Origin of the sequence: Sulfitobacter sp. TCYB15 (assembly GCF_040435955.1) — a bacterium.
In the GTDB taxonomy this organism is placed as follows: Bacteria; Pseudomonadota; Alphaproteobacteria; order Rhodobacterales; family Rhodobacteraceae; genus Sulfitobacter; species Sulfitobacter pontiacus.
This window is the reverse complement of record NZ_CP159194.1, coordinates 204048-225802: the sequence shown is the minus strand read 5'-3', so window position 1 is coordinate 225802 and position 21755 is coordinate 204048. Positions and strand designations below refer to the sequence as shown.

At 61.6% G+C, this 21755-nt stretch carries 20 protein-coding genes; 13 read left to right on the top strand and 7 right to left on the bottom strand.

Annotated elements, in window-relative coordinates; all coding sequences use genetic code 11:
- Positions 1-2: 2 nt before the first annotated feature.
- The 4 genes from ABM428_RS15500 to ABM428_RS15485 form a co-directional block, all read right to left on the bottom strand.
- The gene (locus tag ABM428_RS15500) at positions 3-1466 is read right to left on the bottom strand and encodes a TolC family protein (protein WP_353628399.1); all 1464 of its coding nucleotides are present in this window, start codon (positions 1464-1466) and stop codon (positions 3-5) included.
- On the bottom strand, positions 1466-1708 hold the full coding sequence (locus tag ABM428_RS15495; protein WP_064215685.1) for a hypothetical protein: 243 nt from the start codon (positions 1706-1708) through the stop codon (positions 1466-1468). The genes ABM428_RS15500 and ABM428_RS15495 overlap by 1 nt, the downstream gene beginning before the upstream one ends.
- Positions 1709-1790: 82 nt before the next feature.
- Positions 1791-2198 carry a hypothetical protein gene (locus ABM428_RS15490; RefSeq protein WP_353628398.1) on the bottom strand — a complete coding sequence of 136 codons (408 nt, stop codon included), beginning with the start codon at positions 2196-2198 and terminating at the stop codon, positions 1791-1793.
- Between the two features lie 91 nt (positions 2199-2289).
- Positions 2290-2748: a helix-turn-helix domain-containing protein gene (locus ABM428_RS15485; RefSeq protein WP_037941432.1), complete on the bottom strand. Its 459-nt coding sequence runs from the start codon at positions 2746-2748 to the stop codon at positions 2290-2292.
- Positions 2749-2907: 159 nt separating this feature from the next.
- Between ABM428_RS15485 and ABM428_RS15480 the strand changes: the two genes are divergently transcribed.
- On the top strand, positions 2908-4320 hold the full coding sequence (locus tag ABM428_RS15480; RefSeq protein ID WP_353628397.1) for an MATE family efflux transporter: 1413 nt from the start codon (positions 2908-2910) through the stop codon (positions 4318-4320).
- On the opposite strand, the gene ABM428_RS15475 is transcribed toward ABM428_RS15480, so the two are convergent.
- The gene (locus ABM428_RS15475) at positions 4317-5201 is read right to left on the bottom strand and encodes a LysR family transcriptional regulator (protein ID WP_132998061.1); all 885 of its coding nucleotides are present in this window, start codon (positions 5199-5201) and stop codon (positions 4317-4319) included. The genes ABM428_RS15480 and ABM428_RS15475 overlap by 4 nt on opposite strands.
- A gap of 133 nt (positions 5202-5334) precedes the next feature.
- On the opposite strand from ABM428_RS15475, the gene ABM428_RS15470 reads away from it, so the two are divergent.
- The 9 genes from ABM428_RS15470 (at position 5335) to ABM428_RS15430 (ending at position 14637) form a co-directional block, all read left to right on the top strand.
- Complete coding sequence (locus ABM428_RS15470; RefSeq protein ID WP_005848679.1) at positions 5335-6282, top strand: tripartite tricarboxylate transporter substrate binding protein; 948 nt, start codon at positions 5335-5337, stop codon at positions 6280-6282.
- A 35-nt stretch (positions 6283-6317) separates the two neighbouring features.
- Positions 6318-6788 (top strand): tripartite tricarboxylate transporter TctB family protein, encoded by a 471-nt coding sequence (locus ABM428_RS15465; protein WP_240790874.1) that lies wholly within the window; start codon positions 6318-6320, stop codon positions 6786-6788.
- Positions 6789-8306, top strand: coding sequence for a tripartite tricarboxylate transporter permease (locus ABM428_RS15460; RefSeq protein ID WP_064215692.1), 1518 nt, complete (start codon positions 6789-6791; stop codon positions 8304-8306).
- Positions 8290-9879 carry a gamma-glutamyltransferase family protein gene (locus tag ABM428_RS15455; protein WP_353628396.1) on the top strand — a complete coding sequence of 530 codons (1590 nt, stop codon included), beginning with the start codon at positions 8290-8292 and terminating at the stop codon, positions 9877-9879. Before ABM428_RS15460 ends, ABM428_RS15455 begins: the two co-directional genes overlap by 17 nt.
- A 98-nt stretch (positions 9880-9977) precedes the next feature.
- The gene (locus ABM428_RS15450) at positions 9978-10955 is read left to right on the top strand and encodes a bile acid:sodium symporter family protein (RefSeq protein WP_353628395.1); all 978 of its coding nucleotides are present in this window, start codon (positions 9978-9980) and stop codon (positions 10953-10955) included.
- Positions 10956-11162: 207 nt separating this feature from the next.
- On the top strand, positions 11163-12431 hold the full coding sequence (locus ABM428_RS15445) for a tetratricopeptide repeat protein (protein ID WP_353628394.1): 1269 nt from the start codon (positions 11163-11165) through the stop codon (positions 12429-12431).
- Between the two features lie 86 nt (positions 12432-12517).
- Entirely contained in the window at positions 12518-12754 is a 237-nt protein-coding gene (locus ABM428_RS15440) for a type II toxin-antitoxin system Phd/YefM family antitoxin (RefSeq protein WP_005848692.1), read from the top strand.
- Positions 12751-13149 carry a type II toxin-antitoxin system death-on-curing family toxin gene (locus ABM428_RS15435; protein ID WP_353628393.1) on the top strand — a complete coding sequence of 133 codons (399 nt, stop codon included), beginning with the start codon at positions 12751-12753 and terminating at the stop codon, positions 13147-13149. Before ABM428_RS15440 ends, ABM428_RS15435 begins: the two co-directional genes overlap by 4 nt.
- 102 nt (positions 13150-13251) lie before the next feature.
- Complete coding sequence (locus ABM428_RS15430; protein WP_353628392.1) at positions 13252-14637, top strand: cytochrome P450; 1386 nt, start codon at positions 13252-13254, stop codon at positions 14635-14637.
- Here ABM428_RS15430 and ABM428_RS15425 read toward each other — a convergent pair.
- Positions 14619-16010, bottom strand: a complete 1392-nt coding sequence (locus ABM428_RS15425) for a HAMP domain-containing sensor histidine kinase (protein ID WP_353628391.1) — start codon at positions 16008-16010, stop codon at positions 14619-14621. The two genes, ABM428_RS15430 and ABM428_RS15425, sit on opposite strands and share 19 nt — an antisense overlap.
- A gap of 175 nt (positions 16011-16185) precedes the next feature.
- Between ABM428_RS15425 and ABM428_RS15420 the strand changes: the two genes are divergently transcribed.
- Positions 16186-16914 carry an acyl-homoserine-lactone synthase gene (locus tag ABM428_RS15420; RefSeq protein WP_340238651.1) on the top strand — a complete coding sequence of 243 codons (729 nt, stop codon included), beginning with the start codon at positions 16186-16188 and terminating at the stop codon, positions 16912-16914.
- On the opposite strand, the gene ABM428_RS15415 is transcribed toward ABM428_RS15420, so the two are convergent.
- Complete coding sequence (locus ABM428_RS15415) at positions 16881-17498, bottom strand: TetR/AcrR family transcriptional regulator (RefSeq protein ID WP_353628390.1); 618 nt, start codon at positions 17496-17498, stop codon at positions 16881-16883. The two genes, ABM428_RS15420 and ABM428_RS15415, sit on opposite strands and share 34 nt — an antisense overlap.
- Positions 17499-17611: 113 nt before the next feature.
- On the opposite strand from ABM428_RS15415, the gene ABM428_RS15410 reads away from it, so the two are divergent.
- Together ABM428_RS15410 and ABM428_RS15405 are read left to right on the top strand one after the other, a co-directional pair.
- Positions 17612-18688: an efflux RND transporter periplasmic adaptor subunit gene (locus ABM428_RS15410; protein ID WP_168593273.1), complete on the top strand. Its 1077-nt coding sequence runs from the start codon at positions 17612-17614 to the stop codon at positions 18686-18688.
- Positions 18689-18691: 3 nt separating this feature from the next.
- Positions 18692-21751 carry an efflux RND transporter permease subunit gene (locus ABM428_RS15405; protein ID WP_353628389.1) on the top strand — a complete coding sequence of 1020 codons (3060 nt, stop codon included), beginning with the start codon at positions 18692-18694 and terminating at the stop codon, positions 21749-21751.
- Positions 21752-21755: the final 4 nt, after the last annotated feature.

Below are 21755 nucleotides of genomic sequence, written 5' to 3'. Positions count from 1 at the left end.
TTTCAGTGTCCTGCGCCGCCACCAGCGGCCAACGTGGCGCCTTCGGAGGCTCCTCCGCCGCTGCCTGAACCGCCGCCGTAGATGGCCGCGGTCAGATCCGCCTGCGCCATAAAGAACGCCCGCTTCGCATCCGCGGCTTCCAGCTCGGCACCGAGCTTTTCACGCACATCGGTCAGCAGTTCGAAGGTGTTGGTGATCATGCCGTTGTAAGACAGCAGGGCTTCGTTCTCGACGGTCTTGCGTAGCGGAACAAGAACATCGCGGTAGTGGCGCGCGATCTTGTAAGAGGCATGGTAGGCCCGTTCGGCCCCCCGCGCTTCTGAACGTACATTGACCGCCCGTTCCGCCAGCACATTCGCCGCCTTCAGATACGACAGCTCTGCCTTGCGCATCCGCGCCTTGCCGCTGTCATAGATCGGGATCGCGAATTCCAGCTCTACCTGAGGTGTGATCTCTTTCTCGATATCGTCCCCCTCGGCTTCACGCTCAAGCTCGGCCCCTGCGACGATCTCAAGATCGCTAACGATGCGGGTCTGATCCGTCAGGCCAAAGGCTTTTGCCTGCGCTTCAAGACCCAGCTTTGCGACGCGCAGATCGACACGGTTGCGCAGCGCCTTGGCTTCGACATTGGCAACGCCGCCCACGGACCGCGGCAGCCCCGGCAAGGCATCAGGCACATAGTAGTTCACGTCAGCCCCCCAAAGCCCCATGAGGCGCGTCAGCTCTTCCTTCGCGGTGGTCGCGTCCAGCCGTGCCTTGGCAAGCTGTCCGGCAAGCTCCGCGTCGAACGCCTGCTCGCGGGCTTGGGCGGCTTTATTGAGCGCGCCGGTTTCCCCCAGCTTACGGGCCAGCTCCGATCCGGCGTCCGAGGTCGCCTTGGCGCGTTTCAAATACCCCACCACCTCAAAGGCGGACACGGCATTGACCCAGGCCTGACGGGTCTGGTTGGCCAATGTCAGCGTATCGTTCACCGCCGTCAGCTGCGCTTGACGAAAGCTCGCGTCAGCGATTGCGCGGCGTTGTTTACGCGTGGTGGCATCCAGAAGATTGGCGCGGATCAACCCTTCGATCGCACGGTAGGCACCCAGCTCGGGTGCCCCGATCCCCAGCACGCCGATGGACACGATCGGGTTTTCCGGCGTCGATTGCTGCCATGCTTCGGCGGCGGACAATCCGACATTCGCATAGGACGCCTGAAGCCCCTTGTTGTTGAGCAAGGCGACCTGAACCGCCGTATCGGCCGAGATTGTCTTGCCCTGCACCATCGCGCGCACTTCGCGTTTCACCGCTTCGTTTTCTGCTTGGGTCTCGGCAAAGACGGTGCGTTTACCAAGCGCGGGCGTGATCTGGCTGGCGACATTGGCAAAACCGGCTTTGGGGTCGGTATAAGCGCTTGGGATCGCCGTGGCGCAGGCCCCGAGCACAAGGGGAAAGCCGATGATCAGCGGCAGTTTACGGACGTGCATCAGTTCCCCTCCGATTGTTCTTGGTTCACGGTGCGCCAGTCACGCGGTCCTGTGGGCCCACGATACGTATATCCGGCCAGCGGGTTCGGGTGGCTGATGGGAGAGACGACGGTCGTGCTGAGCGTGGCTTCTTGCGTGGCTACGGCAGGCAGCGGTGTCGGCGTGTAGGGCAAGGGTCTGACATCCTGCGTGCAGGCGCCAAGGGTCAGGGTGCAAGCCCCCAAAACGAAATGGAATTTCATGTGATGTACCTGATTGATCTTCTAGGGATCGCGCCAGAAACGCTGGCGCGACGCAAAGACCCCAAAGCGGGTCTAAATCAGATCAGGATTGGGGAGGACGCAGAAAGCCATGCGCCTCAAGCGAACGCGCCTGCGCATGGCCGATCTTGTAGGTGCCCGCAGTGACGGCATCGTCTTGCGGATGCGCGTGGTCCATCAGCACGACGGACAGGCACATCCCGTTACAGCAATTGCCTGCACTGTCGTCAGGTGTGTTCGAAGGGGCTTTGTCACTGTGATTGTCGACAGCGTCACGATCCATAGTGCTATGATCATGCAGGGCGTCTTGCGCGTTTATATCGGCCACATCATCCATAACGTTGGCATAATGCCCGTCATGCATCCCCGACGCCGCGTGGGACGCGGACGGCGGAAACAGCACCAGCGCCGCAGCAAAGGCAAGACATGCCACTGCGTTCAGCCAGAAAGATATGGTGCGCTCAAAAGCCATGGGAGACAGTTGATGCACCCGCCCCTTCCTGTCAATCGGTCCTGCGCTGGAAGGTTTCGAAGTTTTTTACCCGGTGGGCGGCGGAAAGCCGCTATGCTTTTTTCGCACCGGCGTTCGAGATGGCGCTGACGCTGCGGTGGGTAATCTCCTCTCCGGTGACACGGTCCACCAGCATGGGCGCGATCGGCGTGCCCGCACTGCGCGAGACCAACGTGACCGACGGGCTGCCTTCAATCGGGACATGGGCGTTGGCCCAGTCGATCAGCGACACCAGCATCGGATACAGCGCCTTGCCCCGTTCGGTCAGCCGATATTCGTGGCGCAGGGGGCGCTCCTGATAGGCCTCGCGGCGCAGCACGCCGGCCCCCTCCAGCTTGCGCAACCGGTCCGCCAGCACATGCCGCGTGATCCCCAGCCGGTCCTGCATCTGCTCGAACCGGCGAATGCCCAGAAAGCAATCGCGCAGCACCAGCATGGTCCAGCGGTCGCCCACCACGGACAGCCCCCGCGCCACGGGGCAGGATTCATTCTGTAGCTCGTTCCATTTCATGCCTTGATCCTAGCAGGCATTGACAGGTTCCGAAAGAGAACTTACCCGTAGTGCATTCCAAAAAGGAACCGAGAGGCGAAAGCTCGCCACTCCAAGCATTCGAACGGGGGAAACCATGCCACATCAGGTCGCCACATCGCAGCTCGGCAAGGCCAGCTGATGGCCCGCGTCACCCCCAACGCCGCCCCTGCCCTTTCCGCCGCCGCGACGCAGGCTCGCGCCACCCGGACCCGCGCCCTGCTAGAGGCACCAATCGCGCCGACGCTGGCCAAGCTTGCCGCGCCCAATGTCCTGGCGATGTTCGTACAAACCGTGCAAAGCATATCCGAGGCGTATTTCGCCAGCCTCCTTGGGGTGACAGCGCTGGCCGGTCTGGCGCTGGTGTTCCCGCTGGTCATGCTGACGCAAATGCTGTCGGCGGGGGCCATCGGCGGGGCGATCTCGGCCGCGGTGGCGCGCGCACTTGGCGCGCAAGATAGCGCGCGGGCGGCCACATTGGCGGTGGTCGCGTGGATGATCGCAGGTGCCTTTGCCGTGATCATGGCCATTCTGGTCGGGCTGTTTGGCGTGGCGTTTTTTACCCTGCTGGGGGGCGGTGCCGATGCCGTTTCTGCCGCCGCGACCTATGCGCTGGTCTTCTTTCCCGGCTGCATGGCGATCTGGCTGTGCAACGCGTCGCTCAGCATTATTCGTGGCACGGGCGATATGCAGACCCCGGCCGTGCTCTTGCTGCTGGTGTCTATCATCTCGATCCCCTTGTCGGGCGGCTTCGCCCTGGGGTGGGGCCCGCTGCCCGCACTTGGCATGGCGGGGCTGCCCATCGGAGTCGTGCTCGCCTTTGCGATCGGGGCTGTGCTGGCGATGGCGCATATCCTGTCGGGGCGCACGGGGCTTAGCTTTGGCGGTGCCTTGGGCCGGATCGATATCAGCATGTTCCGCGATATCCTCAGCGTCGGGGCGCTGGCGGCGGTGAATACCCTGCTGACCACGATCACCATCATCATGATGACAGGGCTCGTGGGCCGGTTCGGCGAAGAGGCGCTGGCCGGTTACGGCCTTGGCGCGCGGCTCGAATTTCTGATGATCCCCGTGATCTTTGGCATCGGTGCCGCGATGACGGCGATGGTCGGGGCGAATATGGGTGCCGGTCAGGTGGACCGCGCCCTGCGCGTGGCCTGGACCGGGTCTTGCGCGGCGGCGGTGATCGTCGGCGGTATCGGGCTGCTGCTCGCCGTGTTTCCCGACCTTTGGCTTGGCATGTTCCTTGACCCGTCCAACACCGGCGCGCTGGACGCAGGGCGCAGCTATTTCCGCCTCGTGGCACCGTTCTACGCCTTCTTCGCCCTCGGTCTCGCGCTCTATTTCGCGTCGCAGGGGGCGGGGCATATGGTCTGGCCGGTGATCAGCAGCCTCAGCCGGATGGCGGTGGCGCTGATCGGCGCGTTGATCCTGATGCAAACCGGCGGCTTGGGCCTGCGCGGCATCTTCATCGCCATCGGCGGCGCGATGGTGGTCTATGGCACGGTGATCGGCCTTGCGATCTGGCGTAAGGGCTGGCGCGCGCGGGCTTAGTCGTAGACCTCTGCCGACAGCCCCTGCTGGATCAGCGCGGTGACCAAAGCCGCCAGCACCTCGGCGCGGCGCGAGGTGACCCGCTGCACCAGCCCCAGACGGCGATGGATCGGCGGCGCCCCGAAAGGGAACCAGTCAAGCGAGGCCGTCTCAGCATCGTGCAGCGCGATCTGCGGGATAATGGCAAAGCCCAGACCCGCGCGCACACAGCCCACCACGGCAGGCATCGTATTCACCGATACGATCTGGCGCGGCGCGGCGCCAAGGCGGGCGATTTCGGTGTCGATCTGACGCGCCAGCGGCACCTGCGTGCGATAGCGGATATAGGGCACGTCGCGGATCAGATCATCCAGCGTGATCGTCCCCGTGCCGGGCGGTGTGAGAACGATCAGCGGTTCGGTCAGCACAGGGGTCCAGCGCAGACTGCTGGGTACCGCCACGTGATCCGCCACAACCGCCGCATCCAGCTGGCCCGAGACGACCTCGCTCATCAGCTCCTCGGACACACCGACGCGCAGCCGAAAGTTCAGGTAGGGAAAGCTGGCGCGCAGCGTCGCAAGCGCCTGCGGCATCAGTGAATTTGCCCCGGTCCGCAACGACCCGAGCGCCACGGTGCCGCGCATCTGCTCCCCCGCGACGGAGGCTTTCGTGTCCGACACGATCTGCAGGATCGACTGGGCCGAGCGGACCATTTCTGCACCTTTGGTGGTCAAGGCGGGCGGGCGGCGGGTGCGGTCGAACAACTGCGTGCCGATCTCTGCCTCTAGCGCCGCGATCTGCTGGCTGACGGCAGAGGCGGTCAGGTTTACGGCCTGCGCCGCCGCGGCAAAGCCGCCGTGCTGGCTAATGGCCAATAAAGTCTCAAGCTGACGTGTATCCATACCTCAAGATAAGATATACTAAATGTAATGGCAAGAATTACACGCTTTGATATGGTTATTCTTGTGTTATTCACGAAACTGACACCAAACCCGTGGCGGATAAACCGCTGCTTCTCTCACAGGGAGTCCTCCTATGACGTTTCGTTCGGGCCTTGCCGCCCTTTTCACCGCTGCCAGCCTGATTGCAGCCCCCGCCACAGCCGACACCTACCCCGAACGCGCGGTAGAGTTCATCGTGCCCTGGTCACCCGGTGGCGGCTCTGACACGCTGATGCGTCTTGTGGCCAACAATGTGCAGCCCTTCCTTGGCGTGGAAATGCCCGTGATCAACATGCCCGGCGTCGGCGGCACCGTGGGCCTGCGCGAGGCCTCGCGCCGCGCCGCGGATGGCTATACCATCAGCCAGGTGCACGAAGGTCTGCTGGTCGCCACCGAAACCGGCATCACCGATCTGGCATGGGATGACTTTGACCCGATCGCACTGATGACAGCATCGCCCCAGTATCTGGTGGCGGGCAAATCCGACAACTACAGCAATTTCGAAGAATTCGTGACCTACGCCAAGGCACATCCCGGCGAGATCTCCATGGGCGTCACATTGGCCGGCGTCCCGCATCTGCACGCCGCGATGATCGAACAGGCCTTCGGGCTTGAATTCAAATACGTCGGCTATGAGGGCACGGGCGAACGCGTGCGCGCGCTGGTCGGCGGCAACCTTGATGTGGCGATCGGCGACATCAGCTCCTCCAAACAATTCGTCGACAACGGCGATCTGACCTTCCTTGCCGTCGGCGCGACCGACCGGGTGGACGCCGCCCCCGATGTGCCGACTTTCAAAGAGCTGGGTCAGGATCTTGAGCTGAACGTGACCCGCGGCATCGTGATGCCCAAAGGGGCCCCGCAAGAGGTCCGCGACACGCTTGAAGCCGCGCTGCAAGAGATGGCCCAAGACCCCACCTATATCGAGCAGACCAACAACGCGGGTGCCGATGTCGGGTTCCGCGGTCAGGAAGACTACCGCGCCTATCTGAGCAAACTGGACGAGACAGTGAAATCGCTGTCGTCGGTTCTGGCCCCATGAACGGGCACGACCCCATGAAGGCACAGGAGGCGGGCTTGGTTGCCCGCCTTCTGAGCTATGTCTTCCTCCTGCTGGCCTCGATCGCATTGTTCATCTCGGCCAGCGGCATTGCGACCTCGCGTTTTGAAAAGCTTGGTGCCGGGGCTTTCCCCAAGATCATCTTTGGCGCGATGGCGATCGTATCAGCCATCGCGATCATCGACGCGCTGCGCCAGATCCCCCGCCACGCTTACGGTGATTTCGCAGCACAGGCCGTAGCATGGGCCAAACGCTGCTATCTGGTGTTTGTCTGCCTTGGCGCGCTCACCGCCTATCTGCTGGTCATTCCGGTGCTGGGGTTTTCAATCGCCAGCCTGATCTTCCTTTTCGTGCTTCAGGTGATCCTGATGCCACGCACGCCCAAGTCAATCGCCCTCGCCGCTGTGGTGGCTGTGGTTTTCTCCTTCGGGCTGAACTGGCTTTTTGCCGAAGTGTTCACCGTCTTCCTGCCGCGCGGAGTGCTTTGAATGACTGATTTCATGACAGGGGCCGCGCAGATTTTCACGCTGGCGACACTCGCCTATATGCTGGCGGGGTCCGTCGCGGGCATCGTTGCGGCGGCGATCCCCGGTTTCACCGTCACCATGGCGATTGTGCTGACCCTGCCGCTGACCTTCACGATGGAGCCTTTGCAAGGCATCGCCGTGATGCTGTCGGTCTATGTGGGCGGCTATACTGGCGGGCTGATCTCGGCGGCATTGCTGGGCATTCCCGGCACGCCATCGTCGGTCGCCACCACCTTTGACGCCTTCCCCATGGCGCGCAACGGCGAACCGGGGCGCGCGCTGTCCATCGGGGTCTGGGCGTCCTTCTTTGGCACCGTCATCTCGACCATCGTGCTGATCTTCGCCGCACCGCCGCTCGCGCTTTTCGCCGTGCGCCTCGGCCCGTGGGAGTATTTTTCGCTCATCGTCTTTGCCCTGACAATCGTCGCCAGCCTTGTCGGCACCTCTGCCATGCGCGGCATTCTGGCGGGGCTGATCGGGCTTGCAATCTCTACCGTGGGGACGGACCCGATCATGGGCCGCCCGCGCTTTGATTTCGGCATAGAGATGCTGCAGGCCGGCCTGCCGTTTCTGGTCGTGCTGATCGGGATCTTCGCCATTTCCCAGCTTGTGTCAGAGGTAGAGAATGCCGACAGCGTGCGGTCGGGCAATGCGCTGGTCACTGGGGCCATCGATTTCCAGACATGGACCGTGATGAAGGAAGTGTTGATGCGTCCCGTCAACCTGCTGCGGTCGTCCATCGTCGGCGTGCTGATCGGCGCCCTGCCCGGTGCGGGCGGGTCCATCGCCAACCTCGTCGCCTATGACCAGGCCAAGCGCGGGTCCAAGAATAGTGACAAATTCGGCACCGGTGAACCCGACGGCATCGTCGCCTCCGAGGCGGGCAACTCCGCCACCGCGGGCGGCGGGCTGATCCCGCTTATCGGTCTGGGCATCCCCGGATCGGCTGTCGATGCGATCCTCATGGCGTCGCTGATGGTGCATGGCATCTCGGTCGGGCCACGGCTGATCATGGATCACGGTGACCTTGTCTATGGCATGTTCATCGCAATGGTGGTCGCGTCCTTCATGATGTTGATCGTGTCGATCTGTTCTATGCGGCTGTTCCTGCGGGTGACCGAAGTGCCCAAATGGCTGATCGTGCCGGTGGTGATGACCTGCTGCGTCGTGGGCACCTTTGCGCTGAACAACCGCGTGACCGACCTTTACCTGCTGATCTTTATCGGCATCACCGGCTACACGTTGCGCGCCCTTGGCTATGCGCTGGCACCTTTGGTGCTGGGGGTCATTCTGGGCCCGATCGCCGAAACCAACCTGCGGCGCGCGCTGATGACGGACGAAGACCCGACGCTGTTCTTCACCCGCCCCATCAGCCTGATTTTCCTGATTGCGGCTTTCGTGTCCATTGTCTGGGCCATCCGCAGTCACCTCAAAAACCGTACATCTACAGAAAGGCCATCCCATGCGCCTACGTCATGATCCCGTCTACCCGTCGCGCCGCTCGCCCATCCTGGCCGAGAATGTCGTCGCCACCTCGCAACCGCTGGCGACCCAAGCCGGTCTGTCCATCCTGCAACAAGGCGGCAACGCTGTGGATGCGGCCATCGCCACGGCGGCTGTGCTAACAATCGTCGAGCCCACGGGCTGCGGCCTTGGCTCTGATGCGTTCTGCATCCTGTGGGACGGCAAGCAACTGCACGGGCTGAACGCCTCGGGCCGCGCGCCCGCCGCCTGGACGCCCGAGTATTTCAAGGACGGCATCCCCGAACATGGCTGGGACGCCGTGACCGTCCCCGGTGCCGTCAGCGCCTGGGTCGAACTGTCTGAAAAATTCGGCAGCCTCGGCCTGTCGACCGTGCTGGCCCCCGCGATCCGCTATGCCGAAGACGGCTTTATCGTGTCGCCTGTCGTGGGCACGGCATGGGCCAAAGGGGCCGCGGTGCTCAAGGACCAGCCCGGCTTTGCCGAGACTTTCATGCCCGAGGGGCGCGCGCCCAAACCCGGCGAACGCTTCCGCAACCCCGGCGCCGCACGCACCCTGCGCGCCATCGCCGAAACCAAGGGTCGCGCCTTCTATGAAGGCGAGATCGCGCAAGAGATCGCGGCCTTCGCCAAGGCCAATGGCGGCGCGATGACAGCCGACGATCTGGCTGCGCATCACAACGACTGGTGCGGCACCATCAGCCAAAGATTTGACGACGTGGAATTGCACGAGATCCCGCCAAACGGTCAGGGCATCGCCGCGCTGATGGCGCTTGGCATGTTGCAGCACACCGACATCCGCGACCACGGCCCCGACGATCTGGCTGCCGTGCATTTGCAGATCGAGGCGATCAAGCTCGCCTATGCCGATCTGCACGCCTATGTCGCCGATCGCGATCACATGACCGACGTGGACGAAGCGGCCCTGCTTGACCCCGATTACCTTAGATCCCGTGCCGCATTGATTGATGCCAACAAGGCGCAGAACTTTGGCGCAGGGGCCCCGAAACAGGGCGGCACCGTGCTGCTGAACGTCGGTGATGCCTCGGGCATGATGGTCAGCTTTATCCAGTCGAACTACGCGGGCTTCGGCTCTGGCGTGGTGGTGCCGGGCACGGGTGTGTCCATGCAGAACCGCGGCTTTGGCTTCACGACGCAGGACGGCCACCCCAATCAGGTCGCGCCGGGCAAACGCCCCTTTCACACGATCATTCCGGGCTTCGCCATGAAGAACGGCGCGCCGCTGATGGCCTTTGGCATGATGGGGGGGCCGATTCAGGCACAGGGCCATATGCAGCTTTTGCTGCGCACGCAGCTGTGGGACCAAGACCCCCAGACCGCGGCCGATGCCCCCCGCTGGCGCGCGATCGAGGGGTTGGCCGTCGCCTGCGAACCGTCGATGCCTGCCGATCTGCTCGACGGGCTCAAGGCGCTTGGCCATGCGATCCAGATCGAGGCACCGGACAACGCCTTTGGCTTCGGCGGCGCGCAACTGGTGCAACGCAATGCGGCAGGCGGCTACGCCGCGGGATCTGATCCGCGCAAAGACGGGCAAGCCGCAGGCTTCTGATCCCGCGCCACAGGGGCGAGCGGGGTGTCACGCCCCCGCTCGCCCTTTACGGGCCGGCAGCGCCCCTATATCGATCTTTCGACAACGCAGGCATTCCCATGAACTATATCAAACGCATCGGCATCGACGCCTATATGATCTTGCTGCTGGCCACCGTGATCGCGGGCATTGTGCTTCCTGCCACAGGTATCGCCGCCGAGGGCCTGCGCGGGGTGACCTTCTGGGCCGTCTCGCTGCTGTTCTTTCTTTATGGGGCCAAGCTGGACCCAAGCGCGGTCAAGGCTGGCATCACAAATTGGCGCCTGCAGGGGATGACCTTTGGCGCGACCTATGTGCTGTTTCCGCTGATTGGCCTGGTTCTGGCGACGCTGTGCAGCCCGATCCTCGGGGCGACGGTGACCATGGGGCTGCTGTTTTTGTCGGTGCTGCCCTCGACCGTGCAATCCTCTATCGCCTTCACCTCGATTGCGGGCGGCAATGTGCCTGCGGCGATCTGCGCGGCGTCCGTCTCCAACCTCATCGGGGTCATTCTGACGCCGGTGCTGGTGACCTTGCTGCTGCATCAGGGCGACGGCGGCGTCAGTCTGGATGCCATCGGCAAAATCGGCGTGCAGATCTTGCTGCCTTTCATCGTCGGGCAGGTGATGCGGCCGCTGGTGGGCGGGTTTGTGCAACGCCACAAGCTGCTGACCATGATCGTGGACCGCGGGTCGATCATGCTGATCATCTACTCTGCTTTCAGCGCGGGCACAGTCTCGGGCCTTTGGTCTGCGATCCCCGTCACCACGCTGATGCTGCTTTTCGCCGTGGTCTGGCTGTTTCTGGCCGTGGGCATGTGGTCGATGATCGCCCTTGGCAAGGCTGCGGGGATGCCCGACGCGGATCGCGCGGTGCTGTTCTACTGCGGGTCCACCAAAAGCCTTGCCAGCGGGTTGCCCATTGCCACGGCGCTTTTTGCGCCTGATCTGGTCGGTGCCATCGTTTTGCCGCTGATGATCTACCATATCTCGCAACTTCTGGTCTGCGCCTTCGTCTCGCAGCGCGCGTCGCGTCGGGCCGCTGCGGCGCCTGCCTAAAGTTACCCATGGGTATCCTTTTTGCCGATCACCCCCGCGCCCGCGCGCGGGTCTTTGCCGGTCGGTGCACCACGGCCTAAGCCACAGCAGAAGCACGCAATTTTCCGCCGAGATTTGGCGGGGTGGCGGCGTGCATCGATAGGGGAAACGCGTTACGAAAACGCGAAAAGGCAGCAGGCTGCCCACCCGACAAGAAGGACCCTTTCGATGGCAGATAAATCAAAACGAAGCTGGTTTGGCCGTACTGTACTGGCCGCGGTGATGCCCGTGGCCGCGCAGGCCCAGACCGTACAGGACGGCATGGCCGCGTTCGAGCAAGGCGATTATACCCACGCGCTGGAACTGCTGCTGCCGCTGGCCGAACAGGGCGACGCCGAGGCGCAATGTCAGGTTGGCCGCCTGTACTATCGCGGCGGCGATGGTGTGCCGCAAAGCTTTGATGATTCCGTCGCATGGGCCAAGAAGTCTGCCGAGCAGAACAACCCCTGCGGGTTGAACTCTCTGGGCGTGTCCTACCGCTTTGGTCAGGGCGTCGACCCCGACGCGAAAACCGCGTTCGATTATTTCACCCGCGCTGCGGCCCAAGGGTTTGACAAGGCGCAGTTCAGTCTGGGCAACATGCATGAACTGGGCGAAGGCACAGCGCAAAGCGATGCAGAGGCCCGCGCCTGGTATCGTAAAGCGGCAGAGCAAGGCAATGCTATGGGCCAATACCGCTTGGGCATCCTGGTGCTGGAAGGTCGCGGCGGCGAGGCAGCCCCCGAAGAAGCACAGCAGCTTTTGCGTGCCTCGGCGGAACAGGGTCTGGCCGACGCGCAATATTCGCTGGGCTGGATGGCCAACCACGGCGTCGGGGTAAAGCAGGACCACGGCCAAGCGCTTGAATGGTATCGGCTCGCGGCAGAACAGGGCTATGCCCCCGCGCAGATCAATCTGGGCAACCTCTATGCCGAGGGGCTTGGCACCTCGCAAGATGACGAGAAAGCCGTCGGCTGGTACTATGAGGCAGCGCGCAATGGCGTCCCCGCTGCGCAGGTCAACATGGGTAAGCACTATGCGCTTGGGCGCGGTGTGCAGCAGGACTTTGACGAGGCGATGGTCTGGTATCAGCAAGCTGCGGAATACGGCGAACCCGTTGCCTATCTGAACGTCGGATTGCTGTATGAAAACGGTCAGGGCCGCCCCGCCGATCCGGCAGAGGCCGCGCGCTGGTACCGTGCCGCCGCCGAACGCGGAGAGCCCCGATCCCTTGCCAAGCTCGCGCATTTCTATGCCGAAGGGATCAGCGTCACACCGGACGCCGTGACCGCATGGGCGTTGCAGGATACCGCGATGGCCTATGACCGCGACGGCGCGCTGGACGCGCCCGAAAAACGTTTGATGCAAATGGGCCAGCAGTTGGCACCCCAGCAAAAGGGTGAGGCAAAGGCGCTGGCGCAAAGCTGGCAGAACGGGGAAGAACTGGTCTTGCCTTAACGGTCCAGCCAAAACTGTGACCACGGCCTATATGGACAAAATGTCCATTTTGCCTATATTGTGCGGTGACGCTACAGGAGAGCCCCATGACACGTGTCACCGCCACCGAATTCAAGAACAACATCGGCGCATTCAGCGATGCGGCGATGAGCGAGCCTGTCATCATCACCAGCCATCAACGTGACCGTCTGGTGCTGTTGTCAGCGGATGAATACCGTCGCCTGACCGCCCTGACCGAAGGGGTGACCGCGCAGGATAAAGACCGCGTGGCGCGCGGGCTTGAACGGCATCGCAGCACGATACTGGAACTCGCCAAACGATGACGGAGCCCCGCTGGGTTACCCGCGAACTTGTTGAATACATGCATGATTGCGTTCTGGAACTGGCGGGCGGCGCGCGCGGGTTGCGCGATGGTGACTTACTGGAATCCGCACTGGCCCGCCCGATGAACCTATATGCCTTTGGCGAAACGTCGGTTTTTGAACTGGCCGCCTGCTATGCCGAAGCCATCGCCCGCAACCACGCTTTTGTCGATGGTAACAAGCGCACGGCCTTCTTTGTCGCCAGCGATTTTCTGGACCAGAACGGATACGAGCTGCAGGCCGCTGTGGATCAGGAACACGCCGATATGATGGTGGAACTGGCCCAAGGCAAAATGACCCGTGCCGACGCTGCCGCACATTTACGCAGCCACAGCATCAAGACCTCTGCGACCTGACGTTTCGCGTTGGCGCGTAACTTTAGATAGAATTAATCATTGTTTCCCTGCTAGAAACACCGGTGTGATAAACGCCACCCGTGGGCCGGCAAGGAGACGACAATGAATACACAGAATATGCCTGCGCCCGATGGGGCGACACCGGCGCACCCGATCCCTGTCGAGGCGGATCTGGCCAAGGCCGATGTCGGGTTGATCGACTTTGCCAAAAAAGCGGGAAAGAACATCTTTTCGGTGATCCCCGATGCGACGCGCACGCAAAGCTATCTGAAAGGGCCGGCCAAGATCCATTATGTCTGTGACCCCGATATGGTGACCGAACTGCTGGCCGGTGTCGGGCGTCGCTTTCCCAAGGCGGAGTTTACACATAACGTCATCGGCCCCGTTGTCGGCAACGGCATGATCCTGTCGGAAGGCGAGAAATGGCGCATGCAACGGCATCGCTATGCCCCGCTTTTTGCCGCGCGCAACCTGCCCGTGCTGACCCGACATTTTGCCCAGACCGGCGACGAGCTGGCGGATTTCTTTGCGCGCACGGCGGGCGAGGTCGATGTATCGGATGCGGCGCAAGAGGCGACGCTCACCAATATCTCGCGGGTGATGTTCTCGGGGAACGAGGCTGTGTCCAAGCAGGATGTCCGTCAGGGGATGCGACGGTTCACCGACTATATCAGCTATATGTCGCTGTTCGATCTGATGGGGCTGCCGAAGTGGGTGCCCCGTCTGAAATGGCTGCGCAGCAAGAAAGCGATCCGTGATCTGCGGCAGTTGACCCATGACGTGATCGCCAACCGCCGCGCGCAGCGCCATGCAGAGGCGGTCGATTTTCTTGACCTGCTGATCGAGGCGCTTGAGACGGATAAGGAAGATGTCGAAACGACGGTCGATAACCTGCTGACCTTTGTCGCGGCGGGCTATGAAACCTCGGCCAATACAATCGCTTGGGGGCTCTATCTGCTGGCGATGCACCCCGATGTACAGACCGATCTGCGCGCCGAGGTGATGGAGGCCTGCGGTGACGGGCCCATCGGCTTTCACGATCTGCCCAAAATGCCCAAGCTGCACGCACATGTGCGGGAAACCCTGCGGATGTACCCCGCAGGTGCCTTGTTCGCCCGTGATGCGACGGATGAGGTAACGATCAAGGATGTGACGTTCAAGAAGGGCGACGTGATCATGTTCCCGGTCTATGCGCTGCACCGGAACGAGCTGCTGTGGGACAACGCGGCGCTGTACCAGCATGACCGGTTTCTGGACCGTAAGTACCCGCGCGGACAGTATATTCCCTTTGGGGACGGGCCGCGCATCTGCATCGGGGCGCAATATGCCGAGACAGAGATTATGGTGCTGCTGGCCTCGGCGCTACGGCGGGCGTCTTTTGAACTGACGGACCACCCTGTCGCGCCGCCGAACCTGACCTTTACCATGCGGCCCGATGGCCCGCTGATGTTGCGGGCCGTGCCGGTAGATCAGGCGGCGGTGGAATAGCTTTCGGGCTTAACCGCCTTGGCCGCATCCGCTGCCTTGAGCACAACACAGAAGGTGGTGCCCACGCCGAGCTTGCTTTTATAGGCGATGCTGCCGCCGTGGGCATCGACGATACGTTTCGAGATAGACAGGCCAAGGCCCGTGCCCTGAAACTTGCGCTGATCGCTTGAATCGATCTGACCGAATTCCTCGAAGATGACGCTTTCACTGCCTTCGGGAATCCCGATGCCCTGATCCGCGACCGAAATCACGAGGTTCTCGTCCTCGCGTTTGAGGCCCACACGGATAGTGCCCCCCGCCTCGGAGAATTTGGCGGCATTGGACAGCAGGTTCACGATCACCTGATCGAGCCGTTTCTTGTCGCCGCGCACGATGGGCTGGTCTGCGGCAACGTTGATCTCTACCGCGACGCCAAAGCGGCTGGCATAGGGCTGGAACGAATGGGCGGCCGTGCTCACGACCTCGGCCAGATCCACGTTACCCAGATCAAGCGAGAATTTCCCCACATCCGCTGATTGCAAAAGCAGCAAATCCCCGACCAGGTCCCCCAGACGGTTCGAGTTGCGCGTCGCGATATCGAGCAGCCGCGACATTTTGTCCGGCACCTCGCCCGCTGACCCTGCGTTGATCAGGTCAAGCGCACCGCGGATCGACGTGAGCGGCGTGCGCAATTCGTGGCTGACGGTGGACAGGAAACGGGTCTTGGCCTCGCTTGCGGCGAGGGCATTCTTGTTCTCGGTCTGAAGCGCGAGGCGGTTCTTCATCAGCGCGGAATACCCCTTGATGAAGGTCCGGGCGAGTTCGAACACGAAGCCCAGAACAAACAGCGCGGTAAAGAGGTTCAGCCAGATTTCAGAATCCAGCGACGGGCGCGCCACGACGACATCGCGGATCGGGATATAGAGGATCGCCCCGATGTAGATCGCCAGCCGAAACCCCAGCACATACAAAAACTGGTGGTTGTTCATCGCCGCGAAGATAGAGGCGGAAATCAACAGGAAAAGCGGCAGAAAGTGGCTGTTTCCCACGCCCTGCTGGATCGCGATCGAGATGCAGAAAAGCGCAATCGTCGTCGCACTGAGCGCCGTGGTCATGTAGATGTGGAACAGCGATTTGCGGATCTTCAGGGTCTTGGACCGGGTGTTGCGCAGGATGTAGCGCAGCACGACGATGTCATAGATTTCGCATAAGGCGATCGCGAAAAAGAAAAACAGCGCGACCCTCAGTTCATAGTAATAGCCTGCCAAAGCAATAGCTGCGGTATAGATGATCGCCCGCTGGCCAAACGCACGACTGCCCACAAGCGCATAATCCCGCAGCCGGCTTAGAACCGGGCGGGCCTGAGGCAAATTAACATTGTCAATTGCTTCCATGTTGCGCTTCCTCCGTCAGCCTGGCGCGGAATTGAGCGCCAAACGAATCTGCTGATATTTCACTACGATACACCTCAACTATTGGTGGAAAATTTGTTGCGATCATGGCAGAACCGTGGCTGTATGCATTTTGTTAACTTTTTCGTTACTTGAGCGGAGCTTTAGGCAGAGAACAATGGGTATCCAGAACGCAAAATCGCACCAGCGTGCAGAGACGATCCAGTTGGAGCCTTCGGTTCAGGCCGCTCTTCAGACACGACCCGTTGAAAGTGATGTCCCTTCATACGCGACACGGCTGGAAGAGACAGTGGTGCATATCGGCAACCAATATCGGTATGGCCAACTCTATTCAGATTTTCTGAAAGCACGCAAATCAGTTTTTATCGACCAAAAGGAATGGGATCTGCCCCATACCGAAGGGATGGAGTTTGACCAGTACGACACCCCCCAAAGCCGGTCTGTCGTGATCCATGAATACGGTCGGGTGCTGGCGGGCGTACGGTTGCTGCCGACCACGGCGCAATGCGGCTGTTATACCTATATGCTGAAAGACGCGCAGCGCGGTATGTTGCCGGATATCCCTGAATATGTGCTTTACGAAGACGCGCCGGTGATGCCCCATGTCTGGGAGGCCACGCGGCTGTTTTTGTCAAGAAACGAGCCCGCGCACCGGCGGCTGGCGATCCAGACCAAGCTGATCCGGGGCATGGCGCGTGCCGCGACCGAACAAGGGGCGACCCATGTGATCGGGATCGTGCCTGCCGTGTTCCAACGCTGGATGAACCGTCTGGGGATGAGCGCCCTGCCCTTGGGCCCCAAGCTGAACATCAGCGGCGACAATACCCAGGCCGCGATCATGCATGTGGCGAATTACGCCGACCCGACCCCGTCTGAAGCCCGATAAGCGACCAGAATGGTATCGACCGCACGGGTGACATGCTGGTCGACATCCTTGTAGGGGAGCGTCGTCAGCCCCAGTTGCGCACGGACCATGCCAAAGCCCTTGAGCAATGAAATAAGGTCTTCGGCCACATCACGCGGGTCGAAATCGTCGCGCAGGTCGCCGTTTTCCTGCCCTTGCACCAGCAGACCGCAAACGGCGGCGCACACCGCCTCGAAGGCGGCGGTATAGAAGGTGCGCCCGATCTGCGGGTAATCGCGAGCGACCTCGTGGATCAGACAGGTAAATTCGACCGAGTCCTGCTCCCCCAGAAAGCTCAGAAATTTCCGCCCGAACGACATCAGCGCGGTGCGCAAATCGGGATGGTCTGAGATATCTCCCAACACCTCGGCGCGAAAAACCTCTGCCTCGGCCTCGAGCACATTTTGCAGGATCTCCGACATATTGTCGAAATGGCGGTAAATCGTCGCCTTGGACACAGAAGCCTCGCGCGCCAAAAGGTCCGTCGTGACTTTTTCAAAGCCTTTGACAAAGAACAGGGCGCGCGCTGTCGACAGTATTCGCGATTTTGATGCGTTTTCATTCATATTGCAGAACTAGGACGTGTATGGGTGAAATAAAAGTGCTGAACGGTACCAAGGGGGGTTGAACTGTACGTCACTGCGCGTAAGTACCGCCCAGTACTCGAAAGGCCTTTGACATGAAGCAGCTGATTTCCGTCCTTTTATGCGCCACCCTTGCGACGCCTCTCGTTGCACAGGACGCAGACGACCTGACCCCCTCGGGCACGCCCGCGCCGATCAGGTCGGTCAAATTGATAGAGGCGGGCGGCGCCGCGTCGCAGGTGCAGCGGGTCTTTTTCGGCAAGATCGCAGCGCTGGAAACAGTGGACCTGTCGTTCGAGGTCGGCGGCCGCATGGTGATGTTCGACGCACAAGAAGGGCAGTTCCTGCAAGAAGGCGTGCAGATCGCGGCGCTGGACCCGGTGCCGTTTGAACGCGCGGTACAACGTGCCGAGGTGCAGCTGACCCAAGCCGAACGGGATTTCGAACGTTCGCAAACGCTGGCCAAAAGCAATGCAGTTTCCACGGCACAGGCGCAGGATACGGAAACCGCCCGCGATCTGGCGCGGATCGCATTGAGCGAGGCCCGCGAGGCGCTGGACCACGCAACGCTGATCGCCCCTTTCCGCGCCTTGGTCGCCTCGCGTCTGACGCCGAATTATGCCAATGTCTCTCCGGGTCAGGCCATTGTGCGACTGCATGACATGTCGGAAGTGCGGGTCGAGATCGACGTTCCCGAGCAGATGTTCCAGATGTATTCAAATGCGGCTGACGTCGAATTTACCGGCACGTCGCCGCTGTTTGCCGGTGGTGTGCCGCTTGAATTGCGCGAATTCAACGCCGAAACGCAAAGCATCGGGCAAAGCTACCGCGTGACGCTGGCGCTCCCCTCTGATCGGGTCACGCCCAAACTGATCCCCGGCGCATCGATGAGCGTCACCGCGCGGATCGCGGCTGGTGACGACACTGCAACGACCCTGCCCCCTTCTGCCGTGGTCATGGCGGACGATCAGGCGCGGGTCATGGTCTATACCCCCGACGAGACCGGCGAACAGGGTCAGGTCAGCTGGGTCAACGTCGACGTGTCCTCGAATACCGGCACAGATATCATCGCCACGGGGCTTGAACCGGGCACCCTGGTTGTTGGCGCTGGCACACAGTTGCTGCGCGAGGGCGACACCGTGCGCCCCTTCAACGGGTTGAGCATCGAGTAAACTATGAAAATCGCACGTTTCTCCATTGAAAATCCGCTTTATACGTGGATTTTCATCCTCTTTGCCCTGTTTGGGGGTGTGTTTGGCTACCTGTCGGTCGGCAAGCTGGAAGACCCGAGCTTTACCTTGAAATCCGCCATCGTCGCCACCGCCTATCCCGGTGCCAGCGCGGCAGAGGTGGCGACCGAAATCTCTGAGGTGCTAGAGGCTGAAATCCAGCAGATGGACGAGGTCAAGACCGTCACCTCGCGCAATACCCACGGGCTGTCGGTCATCGAAGTCGAGATGCAGGATGAATACGACGGGACCGAGCTGCCACAGGTCTGGGATGATCTGCGGGATCGTGTGTCTGACGCGGCAAGCTCACTGCCCTCGGGGGCCTATCCGTCACAGGTGAACGACGATTTTGGCGATGTTTTCGGTATCCTTTATGCCGTCTCCGCCCCCGGCTTTTCGGATTCCGAGATCTGGGAGATCGCGACCTTTATCCGGCGTGACCTGCTGACGGTCGACGGTGTTGCCAATGTCGATATCGACGGGCTGCCGGAAGAGGCGATTTTTGTCGAACCGTCGTCGCAAAAGATGTCACAGCTTGGCATTGATCCCAGCGTGATCATCGGCGCGATCAGTGAATCCACAGCGATCAACCCCACCGGCTTTGTCGAAACTGGCGATACCAACCTGCGGATCGACGGTCCTTCGGGCGATGATAGTGTCAATGACATCAGCGCCTTGACCTTCGGCTTTCAGGGCGAGGTGCTGAATCTGCTGGACGTGGCAACCGTGTCGCGGGGCCGTGTGGACGCCCCCGACCACCTTTTGCGTCAAGACGGGCAAGAGGTCTTCACCCTTGGCGTTTCGGGACTGGAATCGGAAAATATCGTCGAGGTTGGCAAACGCGTCGAAGCGCAGCTTGAGACCTTGCAAACCTTCCTTCCCGTCGGGGTAGAGATCACGCCGATCTACGAACAACACCGCGTCGTGGATGAAGCCAACAACAGCTTCCTTTTGTCTCTTGCCATGTCCGTGGGCGTGGTGATCGGGGTGCTCGCGCTGTTCATGGGGGTCCGCGCCTCGGTTGTTGTCGGTGTATCGCTTTTGCTGACCGTGCTGGCCACGTTCTTCTTCATGTATCTGTTCGGCGTCAAAGTTGAACGGATCAGCCTTGGGGCCTTGATCATCGCCATGGGGATGCTGGTGGATAACGCCATCGTCATCGCCGAGGGTATGCAGCAAGAAATGCGCAAGGGGCGGCCCTCGGTCGCCGCCGCGGATACAGCGGCGCAGAATACGCAGATCCCCCTGCTGGGGGCCACGGTCATCGGGATCATGGCTTTTGCCGGGATCGGTCTGTCGCCTGACGCCACGGGCGAATTCATGTTCTCGCTTTTTGCGGTGATCGCGATCTCGTTATTGATGTCGTGGGTCGTGGCGGTGACTGTGACGCCTTTGCTGGGGCACTATATGCTGAAGATCGGCGGGCTGGCGGATGACGACAGCGGGTATAACGGCCCGATTTTCCGCAGCTATGGCAACCTTGTCCGGCTGGTGCTGCGGTTCCGCTGGCTGGTGTTTGCCGGCCTGATCGGCACCACGGTGGCCTGTGTGATGATCTTTGGTCAGGTCAAACAGCAGTTTTTCCCCGCGTCCAACACGCCGCTGTTCTACTTTGAATACAAGGCAGAGCAGGGCAGCTCTATCCAGTCGACCTCCCGCGATCTTGCGGTGATCGAGGATTGGCTGCTCGCGCGCGACGACGTGGACACTGTGACGACGACCATCGGTGCCGGTCTGACGCGCTATGTTCTGACCTACACGCCCGGGGACAGCGACCCTTCGATCGGGCAGCTGGTGGTGCGCGCCACCTCGGCTGATGCGATCCCCGCCCTGCGCGCCGAGCTTGACCAGTTCGCGATCAACGCGCTGCCTTGGGCAGAGGTGCAGACCAAGCGGATCATTTTCGGTCCCGGTGGCGGGTCGGATATCGAGGCGCGTTTTTCAGGGCCAGACCCCGAAGTGCTGCGCGATCTGGCCGATCAGGCAGAAGATATCCTGCGTGACGCGACCCCGCTGCTGCATACCGAACATGTCGATTGGCGCGAGAAAGTGCTTGTGACCCGTCCCGTCTATGCGGAGGATCGTGCGCAGGCCGTGGGCATTGGGCGCAGCGATGTGGCGGATGCGATTGCCCTGTCGACCAATGGGATCACCGCGGGCACCTACCGCGAACGGGACCGGTTGATCGACATCATCGTGCGGGTGCCGCGTGCGGAATCCGCGAGCAATGGGCAGCTGCCCGACCAGATCGTCTATTCTGCCGCGCTTGGGGACTACCTGCCGCTGAGCCAAGTGATCGACGGGTTCAAGGTAACCGCCGAAAACGCGGTGATCGAACGGCGCAACCGCGTGCAGACGATCACGGTACAGGCCAACGTCATCGAAGGCGTCACCCCGCCCACCGTCTTCCCGCAGATCCGCCCGCTGATCGAGGCGATCGAACTGCCGGTCGGCTATACCCTTGAATGGGGCGGAGAGTTCGAGAACGCGGGCGACGCGCAGGCTTCGCTTGGCAAGCAGATGCCGCTGAGCTTCGGGACCATGTTGCTGATCACCATCCTGCTGTTCGGCAAACTGCGCCAGACCGCGGTGATCTGGACCATCGTGCCCATGGCGATCAACGGGGCGGCACTGGGGCTGTTGTTCTCGGGGTTGGCGTTCAGCTTTACCGCGCTGCTGGGGCTGCTGTCGCTGTCGGGTATGTTGATCAAGAACGCCATTGTTCTGGTCGAAGAGATCGACGTGCAGAAAGAAAACGGCCTGAACCAGCACGACGCCATTGTCACCGCCAGTGTCAGCCGTTTGCGCCCAGTGGTTCTGGCGGCGGTCACAACGATCCTCGGGATGGTGCCGCTGCTGGCCGATTCGTTCTTTGCCGCGATGGCGGTGACGATCATGGGCGGTTTGGGCTTTGCCTCTGTTCTGACGCTGATCGGTGTGCCGGCGCTATATCACACCTATCTCGCGAAAGAGCGCCGTGCGGATGCGGCGGCCAAACCGGCCTAGGAAA